The sequence below is a fragment of the Schlesneria paludicola DSM 18645 genome (genome assembly GCF_000255655.1).
Classification (GTDB): domain Bacteria; phylum Planctomycetota; class Planctomycetia; order Planctomycetales; family Planctomycetaceae; genus Schlesneria; species Schlesneria paludicola.
Genome location: NZ_JH636436.1, coordinates 981,772 through 1,000,062, shown reverse-complemented (window position 1 = coordinate 1,000,062; position 18,291 = coordinate 981,772). Strand labels below are relative to the sequence as shown.

Here is an 18,291-nt window from a genome sequence, read left to right as displayed (position 1 = left end):
TCCGATGAGTCGAAAACTGCGAGTTGGAATCATTGGACGGACTGGCAAAGGTGACTACGGCCACTGGCTAGACTCGGTCTGGAATCAAATTCCTGAAACCGAAGTGGTCGCGATTGCGGATGAAGTCGAGGCAGGCCGCGCCTATGTGCAAAAAATCACGGGCGCGGCGACAAGCTACGCCGACTATCGCACGATGCTGGCGAAAGAAAAACTGGATCTGGTTGCGGTGGCCCCGCGCTGGATCGACCAGCATCGCGACATGATGGTCGCGGCCGCCGAGCATGGATGTCACGTGTTTGCGGACAAGCCGTTTTGCCGCACGCCCGCCGAGGCGGATGACATCGTGCGGGCCTGCGAGATGCGGCATCTCAAACTGGCGATCGCCTTTCAAACTCGCTACTCGCCATCGCTCCAGGTTCTGAAAGGGCTGATTCAAGCGGGTGAAATCGGCGATGTTCTGGAAGTGCGCGGTCGCGGGAAAGAAGATCATCGCGGCGGCGGCGAAGACCTGTGGGTGCTTGGTTCACACGTGATGGATCTGATGCGCGTCATCGCTGGCGATCCCGTTGAATGCTATGGAGCGGTCTACGCCAAGGGCCAGCGTGTCACCAAGGCCGATGTCGCCGAAGGCAATGAAGGGATTGGACCGCTCGCCGGCGATCATCTGCAGGCCACCTATCGGTTTGCCAATGGAGTCACCGGGTTCTTTGCATCACGCCGCGATCAGGGCATCGAACCGTCTCGATTCGGTGTCCAGGTGTTCGGCAGTCGAGGTATCGCCGACATCGAGTTTGGCTACCCCGCAACATGCTTTCTGCTGCGAGATCCAAGTTGGTGCCCCGGTCGCGGCCAGGGAACATGGCTGCCCGTGACTTCAAACGGAATCAACGAACCGGAAACAATCGAGCGAAGCGGCGTTGAAGCCGGTAACGTCGCGATCGTGAACGACCTGGTGCAATCGATTCACGAACAACGCCAGCCACGCAGCAACATGTACGACGCCCGCTGGACGGTGGAGATGATCTCGGCTGTATTCGAATCGCATCGCCTGAACCGACCGGTCACCTTTCCGCTGACTCAACGAGAGAACCCGCTGACGTTGTTAACGCGTTAGTCCGCGATCAACTCTTGATCGCCGTGTGCTCTCGGTAGCGATCCCTTTGCGAGCGGCTTCGATCTCGGCGCGGTTTTTCCACAGATACAGGATTCTCGCGGCAATTGGCGGATGGACGCCGTCCGTGTCGCCAAGTTCTCCGGGTGTGCGGAATAAGACTTCATCCGGATGGGTCACGATCATTTCGACCAACGGCGGAATCTCCTGTTCGCTTAGGTCAATTCGATCTGGCCGTTTGAGCAGTCGTTCCCAGTCCAACCGTGGAACATTCTGGGCCCGTTGGATCTTTTTCAACAGGTCTTCGACTTCGTCTTCGTCGTCATCGCTCTTCCAGGCATACTCAAAAAAACCGGCGAGAGATGGTTTGTTGCGATGCTGGGATCGCTGCTTGATCGCTTCCGTGACGGATCGCTCGATTTCTTCGCGTGACCTGTGACCGTAGGGGATCGCCGCATCGATGGCCTCGATCACATCGAGCGCATTCAAATTCTTTTTTCCACGAGTGGCAAGTTGCTGGTATTGAATGGCCAACTGCATCTCGTCTTCCACGCCCAGCTTCAATAGCCCGTTGATCGAAACAGCAATCCCATGAACCTGCGCACCGAAACCATCACACAAGTATTCAATCGCCATGGCATTTCGGGCGATCAAATAGCCGGAAACCATCCAGTAGACCGAACCACACACAGAGAGTGCGAACATGCTGATCAAGCTCGACATTCCGAGCACCTGCGTGACGACCAGTCCGCTCAATGCTCCCAAGGCCAGCGTGATTCCGTGAAATCTCTCGCTCAAGAGGTAGTAACGATAGAAATGCCCCAGTTCGTGGCCAATGATGTCCTGCACCTCGGCCGACGTCAGATGATGAAGCAGTTGACGATTCAGGTAGACGCCGTTCAACGAACGAAACGCTCCTCCGACACCCAAGTGAACGGAACTGGCATTCAGAGATTTGTCAGAGGTGATGTAAACCGGCGGGCCGGGCAAAGGCAAATTGAGGCGATTGAGTGTGTCGTTCACCAGGAACCGCAGACGATACTTGTCGAACTCACCAAACGTTGTGTGTTCTTTCAGATCGCCAATTTCTCGCTTGTTCAGCGCGTAACGCCGCAGAATGCTCATCAGGAACGGACCGACAATCACGAGCACGGCCACCACCGCAATCAGCGGTTCCTCCAGAATCTGCGGCCAGTTCACGAAGGTTGCCAGCGCAATCGCCAGCACAAACTGAATCAGCACCCAGGGTATCGCGAGACGATTGGCCCGCCGAACACGCTCGATCAGCTCGGACTGTACCGGGATCGTGTCGTCAACAAGCATGATATCCGTCAATCCTCACGTCATGGCATTTAAGAGGAGCCCGAAGAAACCGAGCGACGGTTTGGCACGTGTCTGATAGTAAACGCGCCCTGGTCCCGTGTATCGATTCACCATTCCTTCGCCCGACATGAACGAATGCCGCAGGGAACGACTGGCTTTCACCAGTTCGTACTCGACCGTGCCGGAAAACGCGACGACGTATCGATTGTCGATCAGAAATTGCTCACCTTCGCCCAGCTCTCGTTCCATGATCGCGCCGTACGTCTGACAGAACAGCGTGCCGACGCCCGAAACGTGTAACAGGAATAATCCGGTCTTTGAAAGCACGCCCTTCACCCCGCCATACCTCGCGTCCAACCGGCAGTCACCGATATGTGCGAGATAGGACCCTCGGCTCAAGTACCAGGTTTCCGACGCGTTTAATTCGATCGGCAAGATGTCGCCATTATTATCAGGGGCCAACAACAATGTTTGAGCATCACGTTTCGCGCGAAACACGGCGCGGAAAAATGATTCCCCCCCCAGTAGACTTTTGAAACCCGCAAACCAGCTACCTTCACCCTGGGTCTGCCCAATTGCGGCAGAGATATGGATCCCAGGCGTAAACGAAATCATGCTGTTGGGCTGAGCGACAACCTCTTCCGATTCGTTCAGTTGGAATTCCACCACCGTGAAGACGGGTGCATGACGAATCTGGAATTCCATAAATTGCGTGTTTCGACGTTGAAATAGGACAAGAACGGGACCGCGTCCCGTTCAGACGCCCGCAACCAGATGACGCAATTCCGCGCCCCCAGACAGGCCGCATGCTGGATGGGCTGGTGCAAGCGGAATCAGTCACCGTTCACAGCGCGAAGAGAGGGTGACAGGCCAAGTTTCCCGGTTCAATCGGAATCGAGAGTGCATCGACTCGGGCTATCCTTCCCTTTACCACGGGAAAATAAGCCAGTCCCCGGCCTGTGAACGGTTACGCAGAATCAGTCGTCAACGCTGCCAGCATACTTCGATTTCAGAAGATACCCACCGAACGCGATGGCGGCGAGAATCCCCAGAAAAATAAAGAGCGCGACAATACGAGGAACCTGAAAGACTTCCGCGATCGTGGTGATACAAATGTCGTAGATCACAACACGGATCAACCAGCTCACGAGTGAGGAAAAACCGCCCCCTTTGGCCGCCAAAACCCCATAGCCCATGATGAACATTCCGGTTAAATATTGCACATCAAACACAAATTGAGACAGCTGTATACTCCTCTCGAATTTCCTGTGTCAAGCGAATTTACAAGTGCTGTGATTTAATAGCTCAAAAATTACGCACAGAGACAGTTAGCATCCTATTGAAGTAAGGGGAACAGGTACCTTGTCCGCCAATATATCTTGGTGTTTTTTCATCAGGACGGAGCCAGTGCCCGTTACTTCAACAGGCTGTTAGATAGCGAAAATAATACCCCTCGTGACATTCGGCTTGATTCCTCGTCGCCCAGGTTTCATTGCCTGCACATGCCATCCGAGTGTTCCCAAGCGTCCGCTTTTGAACGGCCTGAGCGTGCGATTGATCGACGTCCACGCCGTTCCGTCATCACGAGGATCGTGTTCGTCAGGCGGGTGAGGTGTGACTTGCCGCCCCAAAGGCGGGCGTGATAGTCTCTTTCCTGAAGAATGCTGAAAATCAGGGCGTTTTCGCGGTTGTTCGGTCGTACCGAACTGCGGCAGGCGTCGAACAGACTGGCCAGCATGCTCGATGCGTGCAAGTTGTTGCACGACACCCATTCCTCAAATCAAAGGACTTCGGTGATGTCATACCTTTCTCGACGCGAATTTCTGGCTGTGGCCAGCCTGACGGGGACGGCGGCGTTCGGAGCCTTTGGCGCATCCCAGGCGCTGCTTGCCGACGAAACGTCAGCCGCCGGCGAGAAAAAAGGGGGGGACATCCGATATGGCCTGGTGACCTACAATTGGGCCAAGGACTGGGACCTGCCGACAATTATCAAGAACTGCGAAGCGGCCCAGGTGCATGCCGTGGAATTGCGCACAACGCATAAGCACGGGGTCGAACCGAGTCTGACTGACGCGCAGCGAAGTGAGGTCCGAAAGCAGTTCGAGGCCAGTCCGGTTCAGTTTGTCGGCATCGGCAGCAACGAAAAATTCGACAACCCCGACCCCGCCGTGTTGAATAAGGCCATCGAAGCAACCAAGGATTTTATCCGGTTGAGCCACGACTGCGGGGGTTCGGGCGTCAAAGTGAAACCAGATTCGTTTCACGAGAACGTTTCGCGTGAAAAAACGATCGAACAGATCGGAAAGTCGCTCAATCAAGTCGCCGAATACGCCCTGGGATTTGGGCAGCAGATTCGACTCGAAGTTCACGGCAAGTGTGCCCAGTTGCCGACGATCAAGTCGATTCTGGATGTGGCCGACAATCCGAACGTGGCGATCTGCTGGAATTCGAATCCACAGGACTTGGAAGCCCCCGGTCTCGAGTACAATTTCAATCTGGTGAAGCATCGTCTGGGCCGCACGACTCACGTCCGCTGTTTTGACTTCGAAAAATATCCGTGGGCCAAACTGCTCGATCTGTTCGTGAAAGCCGATTATTCAGGCTGGATGATGTTGGAAGAAGGTGCGTCCCCGGCGGACGCTGCCGAGCAATTGATCACACAAAAGAAACTGTTCGACAAGATGCTGGCCGAAGCGCGCCAGCGATCGGGTTGATCAGACCGAACCTCGCACGTCAGGAGAAAGAAAACATGCCAACTTACGACTACCACTGCGCCAACAATCAGCAAACGCTGAGCGTGCAGCACAGCATGAAAGAATCGCTGTCCACCTGGGGTGAACTTTGCCAGCGAACGCAACAAGACCCCGGAAAGACACCGCTCGACACACCGATCGAACGCGTGATTTCGGGTGGAATTGCCCTGCCGATTCCCACCGCGATTCCCCAATTGCCGATGGCGGGATGTTGTGGGAACCCGACCAGTTGCGGTGGCCACTGATGCATGAATTTGTAGAGAGGGAATCTTGTGATTCCGGATTGCGCGAGAATTGCTGAACTTCTGCAGAACTGGCTGGCGTCTCGGCTTGAGGCGCCGGCGGCCACTTGGCTTCGGGAACGACTGACGGCCGTGCAAACGGGCGACAAGAAATCCCTGCAGCTCGCGTTTGGCCTGACGCCACGCAAGGTTGGCAAAGCGGACCTGGCGCTGACCGAGGTGGAATTGTCCGCGGCGAGTGCCATTCGGCCCGGTTGGGATCCGCGAGGGTGGAGCGTCGACCAGGTAGTTCGTACGTTGCTGGTGCTGTCGGTTCCCGCACACTCCCCCGAAGGACTGGTCTCGATTCTGGATGGGCTCTTTGGAACCGGTGATGTCGGCGAGCTCGTCGCGCTCTACCAAGCCCTGCCCTTGTTGCCGCATCCGACCGCACATGTCTTGCGCGCGGCAGAAGGGATTCGAACCAATATCAAGGCCGTCTTTTGCGCGGTGGCTCATCGCAATCCATACCCGTCCGAGCAGTTTTCGGACGATCAATGGAATCAAATGGTCCTGAAGTGCCAGTTCATCGGCGTCCCCATGGCACCGATCATGGGGCTGGACCAGCGCGCCAATGCACCTCTGGCATCCATGGTCCGCGATTTCATCCAGGAGCGTCGAGCCGCCAAACGAGCGATACCGCCGGATATGTGGCGTTGTGTGGGGCGTTTTGCGGACGTCGAGGCCCTGGCAGACCTGAAGCAATTGCTGACCAGCGGATCGACGGTTGAGCAACAGGCGGCGGCGCTTGCGCTGAGTGAAAATCCCACCACGGCGGCGAAAGAGATCCTGGACGAATCGCCCGACTTGGCCAAAGCGGTCGCTTCGGCGAAGATCTGTTGGGATTCGGTCAGCGAACTGAGCGAGAGTTCGTCGTAGCCCTTGTGAAGTGATCCGAGCGCGATGCGGATCAGAAATGGTATGGACGCGGTGTTTGCATCCATCTCAAACTCGCTTCGGCCGGCCTCTCGCGATGCGAGCAGGCGATCTGGACCGAGCCCACGATCGAGAACATGATCACTGTCGAGAACATGATGTCGTACGAAATCATTATTGGCCTGGAAATTCACGTTCAACTGCAGACGAAGACGAAGATCTTCTGTGGTTGCTCGACGGCGTTCAATCCTGACCATCCCAACGTGCAAACCTGCCCCGTCTGCCTGGGACTGCCCGGCGCGTTGCCGGTCCTGAACGAGCGGGCCTATCACTTGGGCATCAAGACGGCGTTGGGATTGAACTGTCAGATTGCCCCGTTCACCAAATGGGATCGCAAACAGTATTTCTATCCCGATCTCCCCAAGGGCTATCAGATCAGTCAATACGACCTGCCCTTCAGCCATGATGGTCACGTCGACGTGACGCTGAGCGACGAAGCGGGAACCGCGACGGATGGCGTACGGCGCGTCCGGATTCTGCGGGCGCACCTGGAAGAAGACGCGGGCAAGAACATGCACGATGAATCGGGACGCGGCCGTGAGAGCCGTGTCGATTTGAATCGTGCCGGCACACCCTTGGTCGAAATTGTCACAGAGCCTGATCTGCGTTCGGCCGACGAAGCGCGTCGATTCCTCGAAGAATTAAAACTGCTGTTGACGTATCTGGAAGTCTCGGACTGCAACATGCAAGAAGGCAGTTTGCGTTGTGATGCCAACGTCAACCTGCATGTCATTCAGCCCGACGGAACCAAGATCCCGACTCCGATCGTCGAAATCAAGAACCTGAACAGCTTTCGCTTTACAGAACAGGCTATTGAATACGAAGTCGCCCGGCAGTGGGAGTCATTTCAAGCGACTGGAATTCGAATGGGCGCGAAAGGCGGGCACAAGCGCACCGTCGGCTTCGATCCGAATCGTGGCGTGACCTATCCGCTGCGGGAAAAAGAGGAAGCCGCCGACTATCGGTACTTCCCGGACCCGGACCTGGTTCCGGTGATCCCAGACGATCCGCTTCTGGCGGCGATCCGAAGTGACATGGTCGAGCGGCCCGCGGTCCGGCGTGAGCGATTTCTGGCGGACTATCAACTGACTGCGTACGACGCAGCCGTCATCATTGATCAGGGACGTCCCGTCGCCGATTACTTTGAAGATGTCGCCAAGTCGTGCGGAGACGGTAAGCAAGCGGCCAACTGGTTGACCCAGGACATCCAGCGCGAGTTGAAAGAACGCAGCGTCACGATCGCTGAGTTTCCGATTCGTCCGCCGGTTCTGGCCGCGATTCTGGAACGGATTAACAAAAAGCAGATCACGATCAAGTCTGCACGCGAGGTCTTTTCAACGCTGTTGACAGACGCAGGCGATGCGGAAGCGGTCCCCTCGATCTCACGCATCGACGAGATTATCGCCGCACGGGGACTGGCCATCGTTCAGGACACTGGTGCCATCGACACGGCCATTGTCGAAGTGCTGTCACGCAGTGCCAAAGCGATTGCCGACTACAAATCAGGGAACGAGAAAGCCGTCGGCGCACTGATCGGACAAGTCATGAAAGCCGTCAAGGGGGCCGATCCGCAGACCGTTCGCGAGAAACTGCTGGCGAAAATCTGCGAATAACGCGTTGTCGCGACGATGACGTGCAACAGCGACAAGAACAAACAAATGGAACGATGGCCGAGGCGCACCGTCCTTAAGGATGCTCCGGAATCATCGAAGATCGGAATTTCGGGTGATGGCTCGATGCAAGCCATCCTCCCCAACATAGACGAGAATCCCGCGGCAAATCAGCAGCGGGACTTCTTCAAGGATTTTGCATGTCGTTGGTATTGAAGAACCCTCATAGCGTTTTGGCTGCCCTGAAAACTCGTCCCGCCGATGTCATCGACGTTCGGGTGCCAGCGGGAAAACCCTCGCCAGCGTGGGCTGATGTGATCGCGACAGCCCGCGAACTGGAGATCCCAATCCGTACTAATCTTGCGGAAGAACCTCGACACGGCAAAGGCGATCACAAATCGGAACGCACCGGATTGGCTCAGGCCACCGTGCGCGAGCGGCAAGGCGTGTTGATTGAAGAGTTGTTTGCCGACGTCGGCACCGGGCCCGGCCTTTGGTTGGCGCTCGATTGCCTGCAAGACCCGCACAACGTCGGAGCGATCTTTCGTACGGCGTCGTTCTTCGGCGTCAAAGGGATCATCATGACGAAAGATCGCTCGGCCCCGTTGACGGCCACGGTCTACGACGTCGCGGCAGGAGGTCTGGAATATGTTCCCTTCGGTGAACCCACCAACCTGGCCCGGGCGATGAACATCGCCAAAACGGCGGGTGTGTGGCTCTTGGGTTCATCGGAACATGCCGAACAGGACGTACGCGACATCCCGCGCGATCGGCCTTGGCTGCTGATCCTTGGGAATGAAGAGTCGGGATTAAGACGCCTGTCATTTGAGAAATGCGACCAGATCTGCAAGCTGACACCACGCGGGACCGTTCCGTCATTGAACGTGTCGGTCGCGGCCGGCGTCCTGATGTCCCAACTGACCGCCCCGCTCTAACGCCCGGTTTCCCCGCCGGTGCCAGAGACGGCAAATCCATCAGGATCAAAGAATCCGCCTGCACGCATCTGACGACTTCAACATGCGACACGGGCCATAACACTTCTCGACAGAATGTATTCCCAACGTCGCCTCACCGATCCCGAATGCACTGTCCCGATCCTTGATGCCCGCGCCCCCATCCAGCCCCCCAATCGAGTTGCCTCCACGTTTCTTGCGAAGAAGAAAACCATTTTGTCTCTGGCAATTCGTACACGAATGCCTTAGCGTAAAATACTAACACCAATCAATCCTGTTCCAGGTTTCAATGTGCATTGTCGGCGACGCCTCTTGGCGGACCTGACATTGTTCGTGCTGCGCAGCAACTCTGATTTCCCTCACGAACCACAAAGCATCCTTGCTGGTGCTTGTTCTGAATGGACATCTCGTTTCTTTTCGTACCTATCCGTTTGCATCCGCTGTGGGAGTCGATATTTCGCGTTGCTTTTGCCTTAGGAGCGATTCATGGTTTCACCAGATTTTCGCGGTTCATTTCGGCAGAGAAAAGCATTCACCCTCATCGAGTTGCTGGTGGTCATCGCGATCATCGCCGTCCTGATCGCACTCCTGCTTCCGGCCGTTCAACAGGCACGCGAAGCGGCTCGTCGCACCCAGTGCAAGAACAACCTGAAGCAAATCGGGTTGGCGATGCACAACTATTACGACGTCAATCAAATGTTTCCGCTGGGGGCCTCGGTTCAGCCGAACAGTCCCGGTTACCCAGGACTCGGTATCGACGTTTTCTGCGGGGCATTTGCCTCGATCCTTCCCTACCTGGATCAGGCGAACTTGAAGAATCTGTATGTCGACACAACTCCCTGGGAGAGTCAGACGGCAAAGGTTGCATCGACTGTGATCCCGGTTTACTTGTGCCCATCAAGTGCCGGTCCGAACGTGGTCACCAACTCCCTGCTGGCAGGATATTCCGTCGGACAGAATCTGGGGGGCAACAACTACTTGCTGTGCAAAGGTGCGATGAAAGGCTGGTGCTTCAATCCCGCCGCGGATCAGCAGGTTGGAATGTTCGGCTGGAACCTCAAGACGACATTCGCCAATTTGGCGGACGGATCAAGCAACACGTTGTGTGTCGGGGAAGGATCGTCCAGTCCCAATTGGAAGATCGCGCAAGGGGCCGCGCCAACCACCCCCGTCACCGGTGGCTCGATCACACCACTCGTGGGGGCTGGCTGGATCAATCCTCAACCAAACGCGGCCGGCCTGGTCGGACTTGGTTCGCCGTATGCGCAAGCGACGACGGGGGGAAATTTCGGAACGACAGCCAACGTCGCGAATGCCAACGCGAGCAGCCTGAATCTTAATCCCGTGATGGAATCGATCTATAACGATGCGAACGTCCAAAGCCCGGCGGCAGGTCTTTACAATTGTGCCGACCCACTGCACTTCACCACGACGTTTCGCAGTGATCATGTTGGCGGTGGCCAATTCTTGCTCGGGGATGGCACAGTCAAACTGATTTCATCCAGCATTTCGCCGACCATCTACAATGCCTTGGCAACCCGTGCCGGGGGAGAAGTGGTCGGCGAATACTAGTGGAGCGTGACGAATGAAAATTCGGATGTTTCTGTGACATCGGAGGTTTCTACGCAGTCGAAGATCAATCTCCGTTGTGTGTCACTGGCTGTGCCAGTGACAGTGGATTCAGAAATGAGGAGCACCGTTGGTTGGGAATCGAACGGCAATCCTTCTTGAGAGAGAAACCCTTGTCAAATGGTCTCTCGACGCCCTTCATTCTGCTGTTGAGGATCAAAGCGGATCGGGCACTGCCAGAGCCGGTGGCACACAAATCGTAGGACTTAGCCCACTGGTTCGAGGACAGGCTCACCTGTGGACTCGCTAACCTGTTGCAGCGACGATCTTTGTTGAGACAATTCATCCCTTCCATTTCCTCAATTTTAGGACCGAGCCCATCGTGATCGTCTCGGATTCTGTTGCCGCCGCCGTCAGTGAATTGCAATCGCGATCCCGCTCGATTCAACGCGTCTCGATCGATGATCGTGTTCGTCTTTGTCGTGAGTCCCTGAGTGGGATGGTCGATATCGTCGACGAATGGATACAGACCGGTGCACGGCTCAAGCAGTGCCCAGGTGACACATCCGTGCTCGCGGAAGAACTGCTGAGCGGCCCGGCCGTCATCGCCCGCCAACTCCGCCTGACGATGCAGACGCTGGAAGCAATCAAGTCGGCTCCCGCCCCCAGGCTTCCGGGGTCCATTCAGCGATTGAAGAATGGGCAGCTTGCCGTGCCCGTCTTTCCGGCAGCGGGTCTGTTTGACAGTCTGACCTTCTCGGGCCTTACCGCGCGTGTGCGAATGCAACCTGGGATCGATGTCGAGACGATCCATGGAAATCGCGTCAACACGGCGCGAGACGGCGTCTTGTCCGGGATCACGGCCGTTTTAGGCGCGGGAAACGTGTCATCGATCCCGGTCACCGACTGCTTGAATCGAATCATGTTCGAGGGGCGTCAGGTCGTCTTGAAGATGAATCCCGTCAACCAGAGCCTGGCGAGTGTGATCGAACGGGCCTTCTCGCCGCTCGTACGGGCGGGCCTGTTACGCATTGTCACAGGAGGTGCGGCCGTCGGAGCGCAGTTGATTCACGACGCGGCCATCGACGACGTCCACCTGACCGGATCGGTCGCGACACATGACTCCATCGTCTGGGGTCGTACTCACGACGAACAGCAACAACGCAAACACGCCAACGACCCACTGTTCACCAAGCCGGTCACAAGCGAATTAGGGAACGTCAGTCCTTGGATCATCGTCCCAGGCCGATACTCGTCGCGAGAACTGCACTCACAAGCCCGGCATCTCGTCGCGTCGATCACCAACAACGCGTCATTCAACTGCCTGACAACACGCGTCATCGTCACATGGAAGCAGTGGGAACAGCGGTCGCAGTTTCTCGAACTTCTGAACGTCTATCTCTCAGAGACCCCTCGTCGCCCGGCGTGGTATCCCGGCGCCGCAGAACGTTACGAACGGTTTGCCGCAAATGCGATTCAACCGGACAAGGACAATTGTCTGCCGTGGACGCTGTTACCGGATCAATCGGCCCACGAGCGTCCGGAACTCTTTCAAGTCGAATCGTTCACGTGCGTCTGTGCCGAAACGTCGCTTGGGGGTGCTTCGCCTTCGGACTTCCTCGCAACGGCGACCGACTTTCTGAACGACGTTGTCTTCGGTTCGCTGTGCGCATCGGTCACATTTCCCCGCGCCTTCCGACATGAGCACTCTGCCGATGTCGAGCGATGTCTGTTACGACTTCGCTATGGGACCGTTTGCGTGAATCAATGGTCGGGTCTGGCCTATGGCCTGGTCAGTCCGCCGTGGGGTGCCTATCCCGGTGCAACGCTGAACAATGTCGATAGTGGAATTGGCAATGTCCATAATATGTATCTGCTCGATCAGTATGAAAAAACGGTCCTCGAAGGTCCGCTGATCAACTTCCCGAAACCGGTCTGGTTCGCCGGGCATAAGACGGCGCTCAGTGTCGCGAAACACCTTTTTGGACTTTATGACCACACGTCGATCGCTCGACTGCCATCTCTGTTTGCCGCAGCACTCATGGGCTGACAGACCATAAACATAACGAAGACAGGTTTTGTGAAGATTCAACAGGGCGATTGACAACGTGAAAACCCACGTGCCTGCCGTCCTGATTTCAAGGGACGAATCGATTGTCGTACACAAGAAGGCTCGCAAATGCCGTCAGACTGTTGTGACTTCAGTTGGCTGTGAACGTGACCGTTCACAGGCCGGGGACTGGCTCATTTTCCCGCGACTAAGGACCGAGCTGCGATGGTCGAAGCACTGTGGATTCCAATGGTCCGGGGAAATGTGCTTGCCCCCCTCTCTTCAGGCTGTGAACGGTTACGCTGTGGCCGAAGCACACCGCTTCACAAAGTCGAGGTAAAAGATCATGCTGGAACGCAGCACGTCGAAACAATTCGTCTGACCGATCAAAGTCGGCATTCGTATTTCATGGATCGAGTTTCACACTTACAAAGCGATTCACAAGATGCACAAAGCACTTCTGACACGTTTCGTTGCTTTCGGCTGCCTCGCAATACTGGCACCTTCCACACGTGCCGCGGATCAACGTACTGAAAGCAAGACATCGATCACGCGAATTTCACCCAGTGCGGATGCGCAATATGAATTGCAGTCTGCGTTGATCAACTCCGTTCCGGGCGACGTGATCGAATTGGCCGCGGGGACATACGAGTTCGACACCGAACTGAATGTCGTGTGCGACAACTTCACGATTCGCGGCGCGGGGCAGGATCAGACCATCCTGTCGTTCAAGAACCAGAACTCGGGCAGTGGCGGCCTGACGGCAACGGGCAACGCGTTTGTGATTGAGGACCTGGCGGTGCAAGACACCGTTGGAAACGGAATCAAGGTGTTAGGAGCGCGAGACGTCACATTCCGGCGTGTGCGTGTGGAATGGACCGCCGGCCCCAAGCCGACCAATGGGGCCTATGGCATTTACCCCGTCGAATGCCGGAATGTCCTGATCGAGAACTCGGTCTCGATCGGTGCCTCGGATGCAGGAATCTATTGTGGTCAATGCCGCGATGTGGTGGTCAAGGGGTGTACCGCTCGTACCAATGTGACCGGGATCGAGATTGAAAACACGGTGAACGCCGATGTCTTCGACAACCTTGCCACGGACAACACAGGCGGTGTACTGATCTTTGATTTGCCGGGCCTGAATCTGGTCAACGGCGGCGGGGTGCGCGTGTTTCACAATCAGATCGTCGACAACAACCATGAGAACTTCGCACCGCTGGGAACGATGGTCGCCGATGTTCCTGCCGGGACGGGTGTCATGTTGATGGCGACCGATCAAGTCGAAATTTTCGATAACGATATCAAGGGCAACCAGACAAGCAATGTCATGATTGTGAGCTTTCTGATCACCGAACGGAAGTTGAATGACGCGAAATACGACCCCTACCCTGAAGCGTTCTCCATTCACGACAACCGAATGTCGGGCGGCGGAAAGAAGCCATCCGGCCAACTGAGTGCGCTGCTGACGCCCCTTATCGGGGTTCCCTTTCCCGATATCTTCTATGACGGGATCACCGACAAACGAAAGTTGGTGGATGGCAAGCAACCCGATTCGCTGCGATCGGCCATTCGCAATAACGGAGATGCGACATTTGCCAATGTTCATGTTGACGATTTTACTCCCGCCAATGTGCTTGCAGGTAAATACCGTGTCGATCGCAGTCTTGCGCCTTATAATGTGGAAGTTGCGCACCTCAAACCCGTCGCTTTGCAGCCGCACGCTGCGCCAACAGGTGCCGGCAATCCGGCCGTGGCCGTTTATCGGGCTGCTCCCAAGAAGCTGTCGGAGTGGAAACTGTTCCGCGAAGTCAACGGCGCGTTCGTCGCCGAACCGTCGTTGATTCCTTATGAACTGAACACGCCGCTGTTTTCGGACTATACCGCGAAGCATCGCACGATCCGTCTGCCCGAAGGCAGTCGGATGACGTGGACTGCCGACGCCGCATTCGAATTTCCCGTGGGAACGGTCATCGCCAAAACGTTTGCCTATCCCGACACCAAGCCGGACAAGACGGCGGGCGAACGTTATGTGGAAACGCGTATCGAATTGCGAGAGGCCTCTGGCTGGTATGGGTACTCGTACGTCTGGAATGACGCCCAAACCGACGCGGACTTGCGACTGGGCGGCGGCAGCGTCGACGTGTCGTGGAAGGATGCGGATGGCACGCTGAAAACCAACCACTACCAGATTCCAAATGCCAATCAATGCATTGTGTGCCACGGCCAGGATGGCAAGTTCGTGCCGCTGGGGCCCACCGCCAAGAATCTGAATCGCACGTACCATCCCGGTGACCATTCCGATCAAATAACGGAATGGATCAAGAAGGGGTTGCTGCACGACGCACCATCAGACAGGTCTGCCAAAATGGCGCAGTATGATAACCCCACGACAGGGTCGGTGGATGACCGTGCCCGAGCGTGGTTGGATGTGAATTGCGCTCATTGTCACAATCCCGTCGGTTCCGCCCGAACATCGGGGCTCGACCTGCGGACGGCGCAACTCGATCCCGCGAAGTATGGTGTGTTCAAATCGCCGGTGGCCGCCGGCAAAGGGTCTGGGGGACGGCGATACGACATCATTCCCGGCCGGCCCGACGAATCGATCCTGATGTTCCGACTGGAAACGGAAGAAGCGGGGGCACGCATGCCGAGTCTTGCCCGCAACATGGCACATCAACAGGCCAACGAATTGATTCGGGAATGGATTCGCGCGATGCCGGTCCAGGTCGCGAACGATCGATAGCGACGTGTTGTTACGGCCCGAGTCTGTTCATTCAGAAGTGGAAGCGATGGGAAAGAAAACTCCGGATCAATGGTTTGCGGAATATGGCGAGTGCCATCAAAACAGGACGAACAAAAAGATCCATTGGATCTGCGTCCCAATGATTGCCGCTAGCCTTCTCGCGCTGTTGTGGGACATTCCAACACCCGCGTTCATGCATCAGGTGCCGTACTTGAACTGGTCGACGGTCGTCGTCAGCGTGTCGCTAATCTATTACTTCAGACTGTCCATGACACTGGCGATTGGGATGCTCGCATTCTCAATCGCGGTGATCGCAATGATTATCGCCTTTCAGCGGCTCAACGTGATGCCGGTCTGGCAGTTCGCGCTGGTCCTGTTCGCGGCCGCTTGGGTTGGTCAGGCGATTGGGCATTCCATCGAGGGAAAAAAGCCCTCTTTCTTCACCGATCTGACCTTCTTGTTGATTGGCCCGATCTGGCTCTTGTCGTCGGTTTATCGACGACTGGGAATTCCCTATTGAGGGAGTTGTCGCCTGGTTTGTGAAGGTCGCTACTTCGTCCGATTCTTCAGCCACAGTTGTTGAAGGACGAGCGTCATGCGAGCCAATTGTGCATCGCGGGGCGCTTCGCATTCGCTCCCCACGTCATCAAATGCAATTCCAAAACCTGAAGCATTGATGCGACGCACTTCTCCGGGCTTCTCGAGTGTCTCGCCGCGAAACCGCAGTTCGATGGCCACCGCCGTGCCGACGGTCAGTTCTGGCCAATCGGCGGCGGTGAGTTCGACTTCGATGCCAGAATCGGCGAGATCGCGCGCCTGAACGGGTAGCCATTGCTGGTTGGGGAGCAGAATCCGCGTTTCCAATCCCGCGTCAGGAACGACAGGCACTCGAAAGGATTGCCGCAGATTTGTCGTCAGCACCTGTTTGGGGATCGAGATCGTGACACTTTGATATTCGGCGACGAGGGGGCCAACTTCGATCACGCAGCCAAGAATGGCGCAAAACTTGGATTGATACGAGAACGAAATGCAGGCAATTGCTTGCTCGGGTAGCGGCTCGTCATCGTGTTCGACTGACAACTGCAATCGAACATTGCTGCCGTTCAGAGTGAGAAACCTGGCAGGCGCCACATAGCCATTGTGAATCAGTTTGAACCGACACGAGGTGCCGCGTTCGCAACACTCGTGCAGCACCTTGGCGGACTCCAGGGAATTCGCCGAGTCGATCGAATCCACGACACGTTTCGCCGTGAGTAGCCCCATAACGCTCACTCTGACGCGGCCGTGAAGTCCGCGTCCTTAAATTGTTCCCCGACGAGACATTTTTGACACGACAATCAAACCGACTGCCGTTGCCTTCACCGGCGAATCAAAAACAGGCCGCGAGTTGCCCTGCAGATTATTTCGCAGGAGCAGGCGGCAGCGAATTCTCTTTCTTCAGTTTTTTAAGACGTTCCACCAGATCGGCGGCCAGTTGCGGTTTCAATTCGGAGATGGTCGAGATCACTTCGGCTGACTGACGTGGCTTCATTGCGTTCAGCAAGGCGACCACCGCTTCCGTGCGACCTTTCTCAACGAGTTCCACCAGCACTTTCGACGTACTGTCGGCCGGCATCGAATTCATCACATTCGACAACTTTTTGAGATTTGCAGTCTCTTCGGGAGATCCACTGCGATCGATCACGGGCGGAGGATTCCGAATCGCATCCAGTTGTTTTTTTAGCTCTTCCTGCTCTTCGCGAGCGACCCGTAGCGCCTCCTCGGCAGCGGCGACAGCGTCTTCTTTCTCACGGCGCAGTTCTTCGATCTGATCGTCGGCAACTTTGCGTTCGTCTTCAAGATCCTGCTGAATGCGGGCCCGTTCTTCTTCGGTCGCTCGCTGATTGTCCGCGCGTTCCGCTTCCACAAGATGCCGCAGGTTTTCGGCTGCGGTCAGCGACATATCGGCCTCTTCAAGCATCCGTTTTCGCAACCGGGAGGCATCAGATTGGACCATGCGCAAATCTTCGATAATCAACTTCATCGACTCTTCGCGTTCCATCACCCGACGTTCTTGTTTCGAGGTGGAAACCGCGCGGGCACGTAGTCGCGAAATCAAATCGCCGGCCTCATCCGCGTTCGGATCATAAGGAGGTCGAATGGCCGCGGGTGGCCCGAACGTTTGCAGAACGTCGACGGGTTTCGGGGGTTCTGGCGGCGATTCCACGACAACAGGAGCCGCAGCCGCCGCGGGCGGTTCGGCCGCTCGATCGGCTTCGTGGGACGTGTCTGTGCCTTCGTCCGCGTCGGAATCCGCCTCGTCGTCCGTGGACTTTGGTGCCACGACCGCCGACTTGGCCATCTTCTGCTGCCAATAGAACGATCCGCCGGCCGACAGCCCGCCAATGACCAGGGCGACCAGCACGATCTGGATCAGCAGTTTCATTACGAGGTTCCCGCCCAAGGCCCTTCGTCGTTGCGCGACCATTGCCGCATGACGACTTCATCGAGCTCAATCTGTAGCTGGCGGTTGACCTCGTCCTGATGTTCTTGGCGTCGCACATCCCGTAGATGTGTAAACCCCTCGACATCTCGCGTGATTTCCGCACAGACACGCTCTGATTCTCGAAATCGCAGTTCGGAAACTTTCAGCCGTTCGCGTGCGGTCGCCAGAATTACCCCGAGTTGTTCTACATGCGCGGTAAAATTTGCCCGACTTGCGGGATTGATCAGTTGTCCGACCGATTCGTTAAGCTGGCAGGATTCATCAATTCTGCGCAAGCAATCGGTGACGGCGGCCTGAGCGGCATCACGTTCCATCACTGCCTGTGCCAATCGCAGTTCTGCCTGCTTCAGCCGCTGCTTGTGATAGTGAAAGACGCGTTCGAGACGAAACTGGAATTTTTTCATCGGCTCAAACTTGTTTGCGAAGAGCAGGTTGCGATTGCGATGCAACGAAGATTGTCATCTTGCCGAGACAGGC

16 protein-coding genes are annotated in these 18,291 nt (G+C 56.3%); 10 read left to right on the top strand and 6 right to left on the bottom strand.

The genetic code is table 11. The features are described from left to right. Nucleotides 1-4: 4 nt before the first annotated feature. Nucleotides 5-1,114 carry a Gfo/Idh/MocA family protein gene (locus OSO_RS0137850; protein ID WP_010587940.1) on the top strand — a complete coding sequence of 370 codons (1,110 nt, stop codon included), beginning with the start codon at nucleotides 5-7 and terminating at the stop codon, nucleotides 1,112-1,114. Here OSO_RS0137850 and OSO_RS46720 read toward each other — a convergent pair. From OSO_RS46720 to OSO_RS0137835, 3 genes are all read right to left on the bottom strand, one after another. Further along, entirely contained in the window at nucleotides 1,103-2,434 is a 1,332-nt protein-coding gene (locus OSO_RS46720; RefSeq protein ID WP_010587939.1) for a M48 family metalloprotease, read from the bottom strand. The two genes, OSO_RS0137850 and OSO_RS46720, sit on opposite strands and share 12 nt — an antisense overlap. 15 nt (nucleotides 2,435-2,449) lie before the next feature. Continuing rightward, a complete protein-coding gene (locus OSO_RS0137840) occupies nucleotides 2,450-3,139 on the bottom strand; it encodes a TIGR00266 family protein (RefSeq protein ID WP_010587938.1) in 690 nt (229 codons plus the stop codon). Nucleotides 3,140-3,411: 272 nt separating this feature from the next. After that, on the bottom strand, nucleotides 3,412-3,630 hold the full coding sequence (locus tag OSO_RS0137835) for a hypothetical protein (protein WP_050986300.1): 219 nt from the start codon (nucleotides 3,628-3,630) through the stop codon (nucleotides 3,412-3,414). A 600-nt stretch (nucleotides 3,631-4,230) separates the two neighbouring features. On the opposite strand from OSO_RS0137835, the gene OSO_RS0137825 reads away from it, so the two are divergent. The 9 genes from OSO_RS0137825 to OSO_RS0137770 all read left to right on the top strand — a co-directional run bounded on the left by OSO_RS0137825 (nucleotide 4,231) and on the right by OSO_RS0137770 (nucleotide 15,849). Continuing rightward, nucleotides 4,231-5,148, top strand: a complete 918-nt coding sequence (locus OSO_RS0137825) for a sugar phosphate isomerase/epimerase family protein (protein WP_010587935.1) — start codon at nucleotides 4,231-4,233, stop codon at nucleotides 5,146-5,148. A gap of 35 nt (nucleotides 5,149-5,183) precedes the next feature. Further along, nucleotides 5,184-5,432, top strand: a complete 249-nt coding sequence (locus tag OSO_RS0137820) for a hypothetical protein (RefSeq protein WP_010587934.1) — start codon at nucleotides 5,184-5,186, stop codon at nucleotides 5,430-5,432. Nucleotides 5,433-5,459: 27 nt separating this feature from the next. Continuing rightward, a complete protein-coding gene (locus tag OSO_RS0137815; RefSeq protein WP_010587933.1) occupies nucleotides 5,460-6,347 on the top strand; it encodes an EboA domain-containing protein in 888 nt (295 codons plus the stop codon). A gap of 134 nt (nucleotides 6,348-6,481) precedes the next feature. Then, nucleotides 6,482-8,017: an Asp-tRNA(Asn)/Glu-tRNA(Gln) amidotransferase subunit GatB gene (gene gatB, locus OSO_RS0137810; protein ID WP_010587932.1), complete on the top strand. Its 1,536-nt coding sequence runs from the start codon at nucleotides 6,482-6,484 to the stop codon at nucleotides 8,015-8,017. Nucleotides 8,018-8,214: 197 nt separating this feature from the next. Then, nucleotides 8,215-8,949, top strand: a complete 735-nt coding sequence (locus tag OSO_RS0137800) for a 23S rRNA (guanosine(2251)-2'-O)-methyltransferase RlmB (RefSeq protein WP_010587930.1) — start codon at nucleotides 8,215-8,217, stop codon at nucleotides 8,947-8,949. Between the two features lie 504 nt (nucleotides 8,950-9,453). After that, nucleotides 9,454-10,539: a DUF1559 family PulG-like putative transporter gene (locus OSO_RS0137795; protein ID WP_010587929.1), complete on the top strand. Its 1,086-nt coding sequence runs from the start codon at nucleotides 9,454-9,456 to the stop codon at nucleotides 10,537-10,539. A gap of 379 nt (nucleotides 10,540-10,918) precedes the next feature. Then, complete coding sequence (locus tag OSO_RS46715; RefSeq protein WP_010587928.1) at nucleotides 10,919-12,586, top strand: aldehyde dehydrogenase family protein; 1,668 nt, start codon at nucleotides 10,919-10,921, stop codon at nucleotides 12,584-12,586. Between the two features lie 445 nt (nucleotides 12,587-13,031). Then, the gene (locus OSO_RS0137775) at nucleotides 13,032-15,329 is read left to right on the top strand and encodes a parallel beta-helix domain-containing protein (RefSeq protein WP_010587927.1); all 2,298 of its coding nucleotides are present in this window, start codon (nucleotides 13,032-13,034) and stop codon (nucleotides 15,327-15,329) included. Nucleotides 15,330-15,375: 46 nt separating this feature from the next. Beyond that, nucleotides 15,376-15,849 (top strand): Mpo1 family 2-hydroxy fatty acid dioxygenase, encoded by a 474-nt coding sequence (locus tag OSO_RS0137770; protein ID WP_029247886.1) that lies wholly within the window; start codon nucleotides 15,376-15,378, stop codon nucleotides 15,847-15,849. Between the two features lie 29 nt (nucleotides 15,850-15,878). On the opposite strand, the gene OSO_RS0137765 is transcribed toward OSO_RS0137770, so the two are convergent. From OSO_RS0137765 to OSO_RS0137755, 3 genes are all read right to left on the bottom strand, one after another. Next, nucleotides 15,879-16,565 carry a PilZ domain-containing protein gene (locus OSO_RS0137765; RefSeq protein WP_157606042.1) on the bottom strand — a complete coding sequence of 229 codons (687 nt, stop codon included), beginning with the start codon at nucleotides 16,563-16,565 and terminating at the stop codon, nucleotides 15,879-15,881. Nucleotides 16,566-16,728: 163 nt separating this feature from the next. Next, nucleotides 16,729-17,754, bottom strand: a complete 1,026-nt coding sequence (locus tag OSO_RS0137760; protein ID WP_010587924.1) for a hypothetical protein — start codon at nucleotides 17,752-17,754, stop codon at nucleotides 16,729-16,731. Next, nucleotides 17,754-18,218: a flagellar export protein FliJ gene (locus OSO_RS0137755; RefSeq protein WP_157606039.1), complete on the bottom strand. Its 465-nt coding sequence runs from the start codon at nucleotides 18,216-18,218 to the stop codon at nucleotides 17,754-17,756. Before OSO_RS0137755 ends, OSO_RS0137760 begins: the two co-directional genes overlap by 1 nt. Nucleotides 18,219-18,291: the final 73 nt, after the last annotated feature.